The sequence below is a fragment of the Ruegeria sp. ANG-R genome (assembly GCF_000813985.1).
Lineage (GTDB): Bacteria > Pseudomonadota > Alphaproteobacteria > Rhodobacterales > Rhodobacteraceae > Ruegeria.
In genome coordinates this window covers 726,577-739,848 of the sequence record NZ_JWLJ01000001.1, presented here as the reverse complement: position 1 = coordinate 739,848, position 13,272 = coordinate 726,577, and the positions used below count along the sequence as shown (strand labels likewise).

At 58.0% G+C, this 13,272-nt stretch carries 13 protein-coding genes; 9 read left to right on the top strand and 4 right to left on the bottom strand.

Annotated elements, in window-relative coordinates:
* Positions 1-72 precede the first annotated feature (72 nt).
* From RA27_RS03710 to RA27_RS03690, 6 genes are all read left to right on the top strand, one after another.
* On the top strand, positions 73-834 hold the full coding sequence (locus tag RA27_RS03710; RefSeq protein ID WP_039535094.1) for a DeoR/GlpR family DNA-binding transcription regulator: 762 nt from the start codon (positions 73-75) through the stop codon (positions 832-834).
* Positions 835-946: 112 nt separating this feature from the next.
* Positions 947-1,102, top strand: a complete 156-nt coding sequence (locus RA27_RS24325; protein ID WP_193746461.1) for a DUF5993 family protein — start codon at positions 947-949, stop codon at positions 1,100-1,102.
* 12 nt (positions 1,103-1,114) lie between these two features.
* On the top strand, positions 1,115-1,684 hold the full coding sequence (locus RA27_RS03705) for a disulfide bond formation protein B (protein WP_039535092.1): 570 nt from the start codon (positions 1,115-1,117) through the stop codon (positions 1,682-1,684).
* A gap of 34 nt (positions 1,685-1,718) precedes the next feature.
* Positions 1,719-2,081 (top strand): DUF3302 domain-containing protein, encoded by a 363-nt coding sequence (locus RA27_RS03700; protein ID WP_039535090.1) that lies wholly within the window; start codon positions 1,719-1,721, stop codon positions 2,079-2,081.
* A gap of 21 nt (positions 2,082-2,102) precedes the next feature.
* Positions 2,103-3,248, top strand: a complete 1,146-nt coding sequence (locus RA27_RS03695; protein ID WP_039535088.1) for an efflux RND transporter periplasmic adaptor subunit — start codon at positions 2,103-2,105, stop codon at positions 3,246-3,248.
* A gap of 11 nt (positions 3,249-3,259) precedes the next feature.
* Complete coding sequence (locus RA27_RS03690) at positions 3,260-4,810, top strand: efflux transporter outer membrane subunit (protein WP_241484001.1); 1,551 nt, start codon at positions 3,260-3,262, stop codon at positions 4,808-4,810.
* 3 nt (positions 4,811-4,813) lie between these two features.
* Here the strand turns inward: RA27_RS03690 and mprF are convergent, their stop codons facing one another.
* Together mprF and RA27_RS03680 are read right to left on the bottom strand one after the other, a co-directional pair.
* Positions 4,814-7,420 carry a bifunctional lysylphosphatidylglycerol flippase/synthetase MprF gene (gene mprF, locus RA27_RS03685; protein WP_039535084.1) on the bottom strand — a complete coding sequence of 869 codons (2,607 nt, stop codon included), beginning with the start codon at positions 7,418-7,420 and terminating at the stop codon, positions 4,814-4,816.
* A 91-nt stretch (positions 7,421-7,511) separates the two neighbouring features.
* Positions 7,512-7,940 carry an Lrp/AsnC family transcriptional regulator gene (locus RA27_RS03680; protein ID WP_039535082.1) on the bottom strand — a complete coding sequence of 143 codons (429 nt, stop codon included), beginning with the start codon at positions 7,938-7,940 and terminating at the stop codon, positions 7,512-7,514.
* A gap of 86 nt (positions 7,941-8,026) precedes the next feature.
* Between RA27_RS03680 and rocF the strand changes: the two genes are divergently transcribed.
* Genes rocF through RA27_RS03665 form a run of 3 tightly spaced genes read left to right on the top strand, consistent with a single transcriptional unit; the run spans position 8,027 to position 10,917 of the window.
* The gene (gene rocF, locus RA27_RS03675) at positions 8,027-8,947 is read left to right on the top strand and encodes an arginase (protein WP_039535080.1); all 921 of its coding nucleotides are present in this window, start codon (positions 8,027-8,029) and stop codon (positions 8,945-8,947) included.
* Positions 8,947-9,867: an arginine deiminase-related protein gene (locus tag RA27_RS03670; RefSeq protein WP_039535078.1), complete on the top strand. Its 921-nt coding sequence runs from the start codon at positions 8,947-8,949 to the stop codon at positions 9,865-9,867. Before rocF ends, RA27_RS03670 begins: the two co-directional genes overlap by 1 nt.
* Before the next feature lie 6 nt (positions 9,868-9,873).
* Positions 9,874-10,917 (top strand): ornithine cyclodeaminase, encoded by a 1,044-nt coding sequence (locus tag RA27_RS03665; protein WP_039535077.1) that lies wholly within the window; start codon positions 9,874-9,876, stop codon positions 10,915-10,917.
* A 269-nt stretch (positions 10,918-11,186) separates the two neighbouring features.
* On the opposite strand, the gene RA27_RS03660 is transcribed toward RA27_RS03665, so the two are convergent.
* Both RA27_RS03660 and RA27_RS03655 read right to left on the bottom strand, forming a co-directional pair.
* Positions 11,187-12,590 (bottom strand): TRAP transporter large permease, encoded by a 1,404-nt coding sequence (locus tag RA27_RS03660; RefSeq protein WP_039535075.1) that lies wholly within the window; start codon positions 12,588-12,590, stop codon positions 11,187-11,189.
* Between the two features lie 3 nt (positions 12,591-12,593).
* Positions 12,594-13,223 (bottom strand): TRAP transporter small permease, encoded by a 630-nt coding sequence (locus RA27_RS03655; protein ID WP_039535073.1) that lies wholly within the window; start codon positions 13,221-13,223, stop codon positions 12,594-12,596.
* Positions 13,224-13,272: the final 49 nt, after the last annotated feature.

Here is a 13,272-nt window from a genome sequence, read left to right as displayed (position 1 = left end):
CTTGCTCATCCACCCGAAAAGAACAAAATCGAACCATCGAACCATCGAACCATCGAAGCACGGAGCCCATCAATGTCCCTGTCATTTCGCCAATCGGATATTCTTGAAGTGGCCAAGGAGGAAGGTCGCGTCACTGTCGAGGGGCTGGCCGACCGGTTTCAGGTGACGGTCCAGACCATACGCCGCGACCTGACCGAGCTTTCCGACGCCGGCAAGCTGGATCGGGTTCATGGGGGGGCAGTCCTGCGTTCAGGCGTATCCAATATCGGCTATGAAGACCGGCGCGCCCTGAACCATGACGCCAAAACCCGCATAGCGGAACGATGTGCAACAGACATACCCGAAGGCAGTTCGGTATTCATGAACATCGGCACCTCGACCGAGGCGGTTGCGCGACAGATGCTCCATCATAAGAACCTCATGGTCGTGACCAACAATATGAACGTGGCCCATATTCTGGCCGAAAACCCGGACTGTCAGATCGTCGTCGCGGGCGGAGTTCTGCGCCGGTCGGATAGCGGGCTGGTCGGTAACCTGACGGTCTCGACCATCCAGCACTTCAAATTCGATCACGCGATTATCGGTTGCTCCGCATTGGATGAAGACGGCGACCTGATGGATTTCGATCTGCAGGAAGTATTGGTCAGTCAGACCATCATCGCGCAGGCCCGGCAGATCAGCCTTGTCGCCGACAGCTCGAAATTTCAGCGAACCGCCCCGGCCCGCATCGCCTCACTGGCGGATATCGACAGGATCTATACCGATACATCACTGCCGGGCGATTTGCCTTTGAAATGCGTCGAGTGGCAAACGCGCATCGTCGAATGCCCGTAGGCTCCACCTCGGATCACCACGCGTTATAGTTGTCGCCGCTTGCCAGAATCCGATCCACCTGACACAGTTGTGATCATACGTATCCGGCCTGGAAGAGAGGCAACTTCGGACCATGATCGCGCTTTTGTTCTCGTTACTTACCATCACTATGGGATTGAATTATTTCGGCCGCACCCGCGCCGGAACCACCTTGTTCCTGATCACGCTGGCGTTGAGCGTCTATTGGCTGAAGTTTCATGCCACCAGCGTTCTTACCATTCAGCTATGAGGGCTTGCTGTAATGACACCTGATCTGTCCCGCACCCTGAACGCCCTCGGCGCATTCGCCGTCAGCCTCGTGCTCGTACTGGCTTATGCCTACCAGTTCTCGCTTGATGAACTGCCCTGCCCGCTTTGCCTGCTGCAGCGCGTCGGATTTGTCGCCGTTGGCGTCGGGCTTGGGCTGAATCTGCTATACGGCGCCCGCGCACAGCACTACGCCCTGATGCTGCTTGCCGCGCTGTACGGAGGCAGCGTTTCGATACGCCAGATTCTGCTGCATATTGTTCCGGGTACAGGTCACTATGGCTCACCCGTTATGGGCCTGCACTATTACACATGGGCGGCGATTTGCTTTTTTCTGGTACTACTGGGCACGGCAATCATGCTGATGTTCGACCGGCAATATGCCGAAGACACAAACACACAGCATCGTTTCGGGGGCAGCCACTTGGCCAAGGTCGCATTCTTCGTGCTGTTGGCACTGGCCGCACTGAATGCAGTCTCGACGCTGATCGAATGCGGCCCCGGGATTTGCGCTGACCCTCCGACCAGCTACAAATTGATTGACGAACTGGGCAACAACGACTGAGGATGGATCAACCTTCCCAACAGGAGGCACGGGCATGGGACTTTTGGGGCAGCCACTTGGCTACTATGATTATCTGACATTTGTCGCGCTGATCCTGCTGCTGGCAGCTGTGATGGCATTGTTTCTGTTTATCATGGGCTTGCCCGGTCGAATTGCGATCAAGCGCAACCATCCACATGCCGAGGCCGTCAAAATCATGGGTTGGATGGGGTTTCTCGCTATCGTCCCCTGGGTTCATGCCTTCATCTGGGCCTTCCACGATGGCGTGACCGTCGATATGCGCCGAGGTCCCGACGACGAACGCAAAGCCATCCGGGATGAGATCAAGCGTTTGGGCGGTACCGTCAAACCGGAATATCAGGACCCGTTGGATACTGACGAGACAAAGCAAAGTTAAGGTCGAAGGAATTCAGCACTCATGTTCGTCGCCCTTGGCATCACACTCTTCTACATCATTTTTGTCTGGTTCATCTTCTTCAAGGTGCAATGGCTGAAATTCAACATCATGTGGGGGATCGTCTCCTTCTGGGTCGGCGCGCATCTGCTGCTGATCTTTTTAGTCGCCTTGCGGTTTTTTCAGCCCTTCTCGGTCGACAGCCACGTCGTGCGGTCCACCATCCAGATCGTCCCACGCCTGACACAGCCCACAATCCTGTCCGAGGTTCTGGTCGAGCCGAACACCTGGGTCACGAAGGGGGAACCGCTGTACCAGTTCGACGACACGGTATTTTCGCTGGCCGTGGACAAGGCGAATGCTCAGCTGGTGGCGGCGCAACAAAACGCGAAGATTCTTGAACAGGACGTCATCGCCGCTGGCGAAGCAGTCGAACGCGCAAACGCGCAACTGGCTTATGCGCTGACCGAGCAAGCGCGATACGAGAACCTTGTTCCTGCCGGGGGTGCCCGTCAGGATGAGCTTGACCGCTGGAACGAACAGGTCGCGGAAGATCAGGCGAAGATCAAAGAAGCTCAGGCCAATCTGGAAAAGGCCAACCTTGCGCTGGATTCGCAGATCGACGGCGTGAACACCGGCGTTATCGAGGCTGAGGCGCAGCTGGCCGAGGCCGAGTATTTTCTGGACAACACAACGATCTATGCCCCTGAAAATGGCATGATCGTCTCGCAACAGGCCCGCCCAGGGATGGTCGTGGGGGAAATTCGTCTGGGTGCCATTGCCAGTTTTGTTACCGAGGAAAGCCCCTATATTCTGGCCACATTCCGCCAGCAGAACCTGAAATTTGTCGAAGTCGGCCAACCGGTTGAAGTTGCGCTGGACCTCTATCCCGGAGAAATTCTGACCGGCAAGGTCGAAGCCGTCTGGTGGGCCACACGTCAGGGCCAATACCTGCCCTCAGGCCGCCTGCCCGGATTTGAACTGCCAAAGCTGCCGGGTCGCATCGCGGTTCAAATCTCGGTCGAAGTGCCCGAGGGGCACACCTTCCCCGCGGGCGGCCATGCTGCGGTGGCGATCTACACGGGCATGGGCAAAAGCTTTGAGTTTCTGAGGCGCATCAATATCCGCCTCTATTCCTTCGCCAACTTCATCCGGCCACTGGATATCTGAGGATGCGCAAAATGACACTCCGCCGGTTGTTGGGCTCTGCCCTTTGCGCCGCCACCCTCGCCGCCTGTACGCCGGTGGGACCGGATTTCGTGCGCCCGAACTCTCCGGTCGTGAAGCAATGGATCGAGGTCAACAGCCCCAGCGTGGGCCAAAGCGGCCTGACCTCGCGAAGTGCCCCCGTTGTGCGCTGGTGGGAGACATTCAACGATCCGACGCTGAACAAACTAATCGCCGAGGCCTATGCGCAAAACCTGACCTTGCAGGTCGCAGGCGCACGCGTGCTGCAGGCCCGTGCGCAACTTGGCATCGCATTTGGAGAGCTCTACCCGCAATCGCAGGCCGTGGGCGGGTCACTGCAACGCCGACAGATCAGCGACAACCTCGGGCCGATTTCGGATATCCGGCGGATCATTCCTTTGGATACCGAATTCTCGACCTCTCAAGTGGGATTTGATGCGCAATGGGAACTGGACATTTGGGGCCAGCAACGGCGCGGCGTGCAGGCCGCGCGGTCGAACCTTGCACTACAGGTTGCCAATTATGACGACGCTCTGGTCACGCTGACCGGCGACGTCGCGGCGCTGTATATCAACATCCGTTCGTTGCAAGAGGCTCTGCGCATTGCGCGGGAAAACATTACGATCCAACAGGAGTCGGCAGACCTGACTCAGTTGCGCTTCAACAACGGTGTGACGACCGAGCTGGATGTGCAGGAATCGACCGCTCTGCTCAACAACACCAAGGCGCTGGTGCCAGAGCTTGAAAGCGATATCCAACAGGCCAAGAACGCGCTGGCGGTTCTATTGGGGAAAACCCCGTCTCAGATGGCGGGCTTGATCGGCAATTCGGGCCGTATTCCATCGGCGCGCTCCAATGTGGCTGTAGGGGTTCCGGCCGAATTGCTGCGGCGGCGGCCGGACGTGCGGGCCGCCGAACTGGCGGCGGCCACGCAATCTGCCCAAGTGGGAATCGCTTTGGCCGATCTCTATCCGCAGTTCATCCTATCCGGGTCAATCGGCTTGCAGGCTTCGGGCGGGCGCGACCTGTTCAGCACCAACAGCGCGACGGGACTGGCGAATGCAGGTGTCGTCTGGAACGTCCTGAACTATGGCCGCATCAAGAACAATGTGCGCGCACAGGACGCCGCCTATCAGGCGCTGATCGCCAATTACCAGAACACCGTGCTGACCGCGTATTCCGAAGTCGAAAGCGCGATGGTGGCCTATGCGCAGGCACGCAAACAGGTCACTTTCTACCAACGCAGCGTCGAGGCATCGCGCAAGGCGGCTGAAATCGCGGTCGACCAATACCGCGACGGCATTGCCAGCTATTCCCGAATTCTGAACACGCAGACGGCGCTGCTGCGATCGCAGGCCAATCTGATCGAAGCGCGGCAGGAGGTCTCGTCCAATCTGGTCGCAATCTACAAGGGCCTCGGTGGCGGCTGGCAAATCCGGCAGAATCAGGAATTCCTGCCCGAAACGGTTCTGGCCGAAATGGCCTATCGCACCGACTGGGGTGACCTGCTTGAGAAAACACCAACGCATGCCAGCTTGAACTGATCGCTATTTGGTCAGCCCGCGCAGGCCTCCTGAAATCAGAATATTCACCTCGTAGAGAATACGGGGCGCAGCCAACCCGCCGGGACTTGCCAGATAGTTTGGGCTCCATTCCGGATCGAATTTCTGCTTGAAGGCGCGCAAGCCTTCGAAATGATAAAACTGCTCGCCATGTTCATAAACGAACCCACCAATCCGGTTCCAGAGCGAGGCCAATTGCCGGTTTTCGATCCCCGAGAACGGAGCCGCCCCCAACGAGAACCAGCGGAACCCCTGCTCGGACCCCCACACCATCATTTCAGCGAACAACGCATCCATGACAAAACTGGGGCAGTCGGGTTCATATCGCATCAAATCCAACGAAAGCTCGGATTTGTTGCCCCCCTGAAACAGGTTGGCGAAGGCCACGATCTTGCCTGTCTCGTCCCGCAGAACGGCGTGGTCGAAATAGGACAGATAGCCCTCATCGAAGCCACCCAAGGCAAAGCCCTTCTCCTCACCCGCCTTCTGCGCCAACCAGCGGTCAGAGATTTTACGAAGCTCCGGCAGCACTGGCGCGAGCTTTTCCTTGGGGATGATTTCGAACCTGTACCCTTCGCGCTCGGCCCTGTTTTTGGCTTGCCGAAAGCGTTTGCGCGACTTTCCGTCCAGCGAGAAATCCTTCAACGCAACGCGCGCGACCTCACCGATTTTCAGGATCGACAGGCCGAGGTCAAGAAATGTCGGCAGATACCTGGTCGACACGCTGTAGAAGGCACAGAGTTTGCCCTCCCGATCTGCCATTTCACGTAATTGCCAGATCAGCTGCTGACCCGCTTTTTCGTCTCCGACCGGCTCTCCTTTCGTGATCAGCGCATTGCCGGTATCGGCATAGGCAAGAAAGGCGGTTTCATCGGGTGAGATCAGGAATTGTTTGTCTCCGGTCAGCGATATCTGAGACTCGGTGTCCTCGCTCTCCATCACAAGCCGTTCGACGACCTCGGGAATCTCTGTACGTACGGGTACCGGAATTTCCCGCCCGAACAGCGAATTCACGGCAACGATGCCAAGGATCACCGCAACCACGAGGCTGGATCGCAGGAATCGCGAGGCGTCACCGCTCCACGCGAAATTCCACCACAGCGCGTTCTCGTATTGGACATGAGAATAGGCGAACAATCCTATCCAAAAGATAACAGCCAACAGCGCAACGACACTGACCAGCCAGGGGATGTTCAGCCGAAAGATCGAAGCGCCGCTAACCCGGTAAAACGCGCCCCGAAACATCGCCAGAAGGCCGATCGTAACCAACAGGGACAGCGCTTCGTGCGTATCCAGACCCTTCGCGAGCGAGGCGAAGAACCCCGCCACCATCAAAAAGATCGCAACGACCCACGCACGGTAGAGCTTGCGGAACAGGCCGCGGGATACCAGCAACAGCAAAACGCCCACTGCGCTGCCCGCAAGATGGGACGCCTCGACAAACGACAGGGGCAGTACTTCGCGCAACATCCCCAGGTTCTGAGAGCTGGAGGGCAAAGCACCCGAGACCAACAGGATCACTCCGGCCACAGCGGCGACACCCGCAGCGACCATCGGGACAATGGGACGGATTGCGCGATAGACCCAGGTGACCGCCCCCCCGATGCGCTGGCGCTGGGTCAGAGCTGACGCAACCGCGATCGACAGGCTGGCAATGGCAAACGGCAAGAAAGTGTAGACAACCCGGTACAGCAGCAACGAGGCAATCACATCAGACCTGCCCGAAGCCCCGAGGCCCGCAATCAGGGTTGCCTCGAACACGCCAATACCGCCTGGTGCATGGCTTAGGATACCGACGGCGATTGCTGCCATATAGATCGTGAAAAAGTAGGGGTAGCCAACCCCCAGATCGTCCGGCATCAGCACATACAGCGCCATCGAGGCACCGAACAGATCGCCGACCGCAGCAATCGTCAGCAGACCGGCGAGTTTGCCGCCGGGAAGATTAAACCCGATCCCGCCATACGCCAATCGCCGACCGCCGCTTGAAAGCCAGATAAACAGGGCCACAAGCGCCCCCAAAAGGCACAGGCCAATTACGGTTTCTGTCGTTTCCCCAATCGGCAGAGCTGCGGAAATTCCATCCGGGTGCAAGGTCAGCAACAGGCCGAGAAGCAGAACGAACCCCATCCAGAACGCCACCCAGGAGGTCGCGATCACCCCGGCGACACGGCCCAGATCCAGCCCGAGCGACGCATAGATACGATACCGGACCGCAGTGCCGGTGATATAGGAAAACCCAAGGCAGTTCGAGACCGCGTATCCACTCGCCCCGGCCATACCTGCAACGGGCAGAGGAACCTTGCCGTTAGCGACGCTCCGAACAGCAAGGACATCGTAAAATGAGAGAGACAGAAAACTGAACCCCGTCCAGCACAGCGCAAAGAACATGAGTTTCCATGAGACCGCTGCAATATCTGTCTGAATATCCGCCCACTTCACATGCGCAGAAAGGTCGTGCAGTACAGCGAGCGCAATCGCGGTTATCAACAGCGGAACGGTTACCCGGACCAGCGGCTTCTCCAACAGCCCCGTTACACGCTCGGCCAGACGCTCAACACGCGTTTCTTCGCTGGTCGGCTGTGTGCTCATACCGTTTGCCCCTGCCCCGTGATCCTCAGATCAGTGTCAATTCAGAGCTTTGCACGAATTTCACATCCGTCAAAGTGCGTTGGGCAACCTGTCACGACCGACCCTTGCGCGTTGAAAGCAAAAGGTTGGTTTCGGACCGCGTGATGCCCTCCATCCGCCTGATCTGGAACAGAACCTCGTCGAGCTCGTCAAGCGTATCGGTCCCGATCTCAGCGATAAGATCCCAACTGCCATTGGTCGAGTGTACGGCCCGAACCTGCCGCATCGCCGCGATACGTGACCTGATCCGCTCGGCGCCCCGGCCTTCGATCTCCAGCATCATCAATCCACGGACAGCGCTTTCCGATACACCTTGCCGGGTCACGACCGTGAAACCCACAATTTCGCCGGATTGCTTGAGCCGCTGCAGTCGGCTGCGCACGGTCGTTCGGGTCACACCAAGCAGTTCTGCCAGCTCCGACAAGGATGCGCGGGCATCTCTGTGCAAAGCGTTCAGCAAGCGATTATCCAGTTCGTCCATACGAGATCACCAAATCGGAAGTAGCTGATCCAGTTTGACCAAATTGCCCTCTTCTCTCAACTCATATCGTATCGGTAGACAGACTTATGAGCAAAAAGAACATCATTCTTGTCGGAGCCCCGATGGATACCGGCAAACGGCGTCAGGGCTGCCGTATGGGCCCCGACGCCTACAGAGTCGCGGGTCTGGCGCAAGCGCTGTCAGACCTTGCTTGTACCATGACCGATATCGGCGATACGCAACCGGATCAGGTGGATATTCCCGAGGATTCGCATCTGTTCGCCCTGCCGGAATGCGTGGGCTGGACACAGGCGCTGAGCAGAACGGCGCAAGAGGCTGCCCGGCAGGGCCTGCCGATCTTCATGGGAGGCGACCACGCGCTGTCGATGGGAACGGTGACCGGAATGGCAGCACATGCAGACAGCATCGGGCGCCCTCTGTTCGTTCTCTGGCTGGACGCCCACAGCGATTTTCACACCCCCAACAGCACTGGCAGCGGCAACCTGCATGGAACACCCGTAGCCTATTTCACGGGTCAGTCCGGCTTTGAGGCCTTCCCGCCGCTGGTTGCCCCGATCCCCACCGATCGCGTTGGAATGATCGGGCTACGGTCCGTTGATCCTGCCGAACGTGCGGCGCTGGAAAAAGATCATGCAATGCTGGCCGATATGCGCAGCATCGACGAACACGGCATAAAAGCTCCGCTTCTGGCGTTCCTCGACAAAGTGCGCGCAGCAAACGGAATCCTGCATGTCTCACTGGATGTGGATTTCCTTGATCCCTCGATTGCGCCTGCCGTCGGCACCACCGTCCCAGGAGGCGCGACCGAACGCGAGGCGCATCTGGTCATGGAACTACTGCATGAAAGCGGGCTTGTCTGCTCACTGGATCTGGTCGAACTGAACCCGTTTCTGGACGAGAGGGGCCGCACCGCCAAACTGATGGTCGACCTGGCTGCATCGCTGATGGGGCGCCGGATCTTTGATCGTCCGACCCGGAGCTTCTGATGATTTCCCTTCAATCACCTTCGGCCGTTGTAATGGTCCGCCCCCACGCTTTCGCGTCGAACCCCGAGACCCGTGACGACAACGCGTTCCAGACGCTGGCGAACAGCTCAGATGTTGCAACATCTGCCGCTGCCCGGGACGAACATGATAAGGCGGTAGAGCAGCTGCGTGCTGCGGGTGTCACCGTGCATGTGTTTGATGACGAGGGCGAGCGTGACACTCCCGACAGTGTTTTTCCGAACAACTGGTTCTCGACACATCCCGGCGGCCATGTCGCCATCTATCCGATGTTCGTTCCCTCACGCCGGCGCGAACGACGCTCGGATGTGATTGAAATGCTGAAACAGGAATATCGGGTCCAGGACGTCATCGATTATTCCGGCCTTGAACAAGACGACCTCGCACTTGAAGGGACCGGGGCAATGGTTCTGGATCACGTCGGCCGCATCGCCTACACGGTACGATCCAACCGCGCCGACCCGGTTTTGCTCGAACGGTTCTGCACCCATTTCAACTATGAACCAATCGCCTTCGATGCGAAGGATGCGGAAGGGCGCGACGTCTATCACACCAATGTCCTGATGGGGATCGGTACGCATTATGCGTTGATCTGCCTTGATATGATTTCCGACCTCGAGCGCCGCGCAACGGTCCGGGGACGGCTGGAAGAATCCGGCCGTATTGTCATTGACCTTTCTCACGAGCAGATCGCAGATTTTGCCGGAAACGCCATCGAACTCAGTGGCACGGATGGCCTTGTGCTGGCGTTGTCCAGCCGCGCGCTGAAAGCGCTTTCGCCCGCACAAGTCTCGGTCATCGAAGCCAGCGCCACGCCGCTGCCGCTTTCGGTTCCAACAATTGAAACAGCCGGTGGATCGGTGCGCTGCATGATCGCTGGCATCCATCTATCCCGCCGATAGGAGATACTGATGCAACCCTCTGACAAGGCCCTCGTGCCTTTTGTATCCGTCGACAACATGATGCGTCTGATCCACCACATCGGGGTCGAACAGATGATTACGCAGATTGCAGCCCAGATCGAGACCGATTTCAAACGCTGGGAAAGCTTCGATAAGACACCCCGTATTCCGGCCCATTCACCACATGGTGTCATTGAACTCATGCCGACTTCGGATGGCGAGGCGTATGGGTTCAAATATGTCAACGGACATCCCAAGAACACGTCCGAAGGTCTGCAAACCGTCACCGCTTTCGGGCTTCTGGCCGACGTCTATACCGGCTATCCCACGCTTTTGACTGAGATGACAATACTGACCGCCTTGCGCACCGCTGCGACGTCGGCATTGGTGGGCAGCTACCTCGCCCCAAAATCAGCGACAACAATGGCAATGATCGGGAATGGGGCCCAGTCCGAATTCCAATGTCTGGCGTTCAAAGCCATGTGCGGCATCGACACCGTACGCCTGTATGACACCGACGCAAATGCGACCGCAAAATGCGCAGCCAATCTGCAAGGTAAGGGACTGAAAGTTGTTCCCTGCAAAACCCCTGAAGACGCGATTGAGGGTGCGCAGATCATCACAACCTGTACTGCCGACAAAAAGTACGCGACGATTCTGACCGACAACATGGTCGGACCCGGCGTGCATATCAACGCCATCGGCGGCGACTGCCCCGGCAAGACCGAATTGCACCGTGATATTCTTCTGCGTTCGGAGATATTCGTCGAGTACCCCGAGCAAACCCGAATTGAAGGCGAAATCCAGGCATTGGACGCGGATCATCCCGTCACCGAAATGTGGGAGGTTATGACCGGACAGGCCACGGGACGTACCGACGATCGACAGATCACCCTGTTCGATAGTGTCGGCTTTGCAATTGAGGATTTCTCGGCATTGCGTTACATCAAACGCGCAATAGAAGACACTGATTTCTTTGAACCTCTGGATATGCTCGCAGACCCGGATGATCCCCGGGACCTGTTTGGCATGTTGATGCGGGCCGAATAACTCCGCGCGGTGACCCAACCTTTGCTGACAAACATCTAGGCTAGAGGGGGCGCTGCCCCCGTCGCCTTAGGCGACTCCCCCGGAGTATTTTTTGGCCAGATGAAGCAGGAATCCGCTCTTCGGCACGGTACCGGAGAACTTCACCTGGCGCGGTCATCGGCACTCCTGCCTGTACCGCGTGATCAATTTCGCGCGCTTTGGTTAAGAATCCGTTACTTCATCTGGCCGAAAATACTCCGGAGCGCGAGGCAGAGCCTCGCAAAAACCCTCTATCCCGCAAGCGATGGCAGATAGAGAACTATCCCCGGAAAGGCGACGAGCAATGCTATGGTCAGAGCATCCGCGATAAAGAACGGTGTGACACCCTTGAAGACATCCTGAACACTCAGATCGGGCCGCACCCCGGCGACAACGAAACAATTCAGGCCGATAGGCGGCGTGATCAGACAAAACTCGGCCATCTTCACAACCAGAATGCCAAACCAGATCGCACACATTGGCCCGGACATGCCAAATGCGCTGTCTGCTGCGCTGACGGCCTCGCCACCGTTCAGGGCCATCACGGCGGGATAGACGACGGGAAGTGTCAGAAGCAGCATACCGATGGCGTCCATGAACATACCCAGCACCGCATAGGCCAACAGGATGCAGATCAGGATCAACATGGGCGACATCTCGAGCGAGGTGATCCAGTCCGAGAAAGCCCCCGGAAGATCGGCAAACCCTAAAAACCGCACATAGATCAGAACGCCCCAGATGATCGCGAATATCATGGCTGTAAGCTTGGCCGTTTCAAGCAAGGCCGATTTGAACTCGGGCCAGCGCATACCGTGGACCAGGGCAAAACAGAACACAATGAAGGCGCCTATCGCACCACCTTCGGTCGGGGTACCCCAGGCTTTGTCGCCGAACGGGTTGTAGACGAAGCATATGATGATGAGGATCACGGCCACGATTGGCAACGCGCCGGGCAGCGCTGCAAAACGTTGTTTCCAGCTAAAACCTGTCACCGGAGGCCCGACGGATTTGAACACGACCGCGATCCCGACGATCAGCAGACCATAGATCACTGCCGAGAACGCGCCGGGTATAAATCCCGCGAGCAGCAGTTTGCCCACGTCCTGTTCCACAATGATGGCATAGATCACAAGGATCGCCGAAGGCGGGATGAGCGAGGCCAACGTTCCGCCAGCAGCAACCACACCAGCCGCGAAACGTTTGTTGTATCCGACCGCAAGCATCTCGGGGATTGCAATGCGGGCAAAGACAGCCGATGTCGCGACCGACGCACCTGAGACCGCAGCAAATCCCGCAGTCGCAAAGATCGTCGAGACGGCCAGCCCACCGGGAACCCAGGCAATCCAGCGTTTTGCGGCTTCGAACAAGGCGCGGGTCAGACCGGCGTAATAGGCCAGATAGCCGATCAAAATGAACGTCGGGATCAGGCTGAGCGTATGGGACGCCACCTTGGAATGCGGCACCTGCCCGGCCGTTTTCACCGCGATCGTCAGCGCCTTGCCGAACCGGTCGGGATCGTAGCCAAACTTGGCCCAGAATATCCAGATCAGCCCGACCAACCCAGCCAGCCCGGCTGCGAAAGCCACGCGCATTCCCGTGACCACAAGCAGCAGCAGCCCGGCTGTGACCCAAAGGCCGATTTCTATCGTATCCATGGATCAGGTACGCCTTTCGAACTGGTCGGCCTCGGCCGCCGCCTGGGCCGCGGCATCCTGGATCAGCGGAACCGCTACCGGGTGATCAAGCCCCAAAACGACAGCGCGCCCGTACCCCCAGACCTGCAGGACAAGCCGCGCGCAAAGCACCGAAAAAGCAACGGGCGCCAACAGTTTCGCGGGCCAGATCGGGATGCCGATATCGATCGAGCTATCACGGCTCCAAAGCGGCGCGCCAAAGTCGAAAGATCGATCGAAGTGGGACCAACTGCCCCAGACAAGTGCCACCATCAGCAGCAGGATCAACAGGACCGAGATCAACTCAAACAGCCACAACGCCCGCCCTTTCAGACGTGAGATGACGATGTCCATTCGTATATGCCCACCATCGCGCTGGACATATGAAATGCCCAAAAACGCGATCAGGGGCATCGCCTGCTCGATCCAATCCACATAACCGGGCAAAGGCGCGTTCAAGGCATTGCGACCGCTGACAGACACAACCGCCAGCACCATCAGCCCGAACACCGCCAGACCGCTGATCAGCGCCATAAAACGCTCTAACCGCAGCAAACGATGATCCAGTCGGCTTAGAAGACTGCTATCCTCTAGCACCGTGGCATGTCCTGCCATCTCAGCATTCCTTTGTTTTCAGGAAAAGCCGGGCGCCTCGCGGCACCCG

Excerpts from the sequence above, each read along its gene's own strand:
- rocF (WP_039535080.1), top strand. The coding sequence starts at position 8,027 with ATGAGCAAAAAGAACATCATTCTTGTCGGAGCCCCGATGGATACCGGC.
- RA27_RS03655 (WP_039535073.1), bottom strand. The coding sequence starts at position 13,223 with ATGGCAGGACATGCCACGGTGCTAGAGGATAGCAGTCTTCTAAGCCGA.
- RA27_RS03700 (WP_039535090.1), top strand. The coding sequence starts at position 1,719 with ATGGGACTTTTGGGGCAGCCACTTGGCTACTATGATTATCTGACATTT.
- RA27_RS03710 (WP_039535094.1), top strand. The coding sequence starts at position 73 with ATGTCCCTGTCATTTCGCCAATCGGATATTCTTGAAGTGGCCAAGGAG.
- RA27_RS03695 (WP_039535088.1), top strand. The coding sequence starts at position 2,103 with ATGTTCGTCGCCCTTGGCATCACACTCTTCTACATCATTTTTGTCTGG.
- mprF (WP_039535084.1), bottom strand. The coding sequence starts at position 7,420 with ATGAGCACACAGCCGACCAGCGAAGAAACGCGTGTTGAGCGTCTGGCC.
- RA27_RS03660 (WP_039535075.1), bottom strand. The coding sequence starts at position 12,590 with ATGGATACGATAGAAATCGGCCTTTGGGTCACAGCCGGGCTGCTGCTG.
- RA27_RS03670 (WP_039535078.1), top strand. The coding sequence starts at position 8,947 with ATGATTTCCCTTCAATCACCTTCGGCCGTTGTAATGGTCCGCCCCCAC.
- RA27_RS24325 (WP_193746461.1), top strand. The coding sequence starts at position 947 with ATGATCGCGCTTTTGTTCTCGTTACTTACCATCACTATGGGATTGAAT.
- RA27_RS03690 (WP_241484001.1), top strand. The coding sequence starts at position 3,260 with ATGACACTCCGCCGGTTGTTGGGCTCTGCCCTTTGCGCCGCCACCCTC.
- RA27_RS03680 (WP_039535082.1), bottom strand. The coding sequence starts at position 7,940 with ATGGACGAACTGGATAATCGCTTGCTGAACGCTTTGCACAGAGATGCC.
- RA27_RS03705 (WP_039535092.1), top strand. The coding sequence starts at position 1,115 with ATGACACCTGATCTGTCCCGCACCCTGAACGCCCTCGGCGCATTCGCC.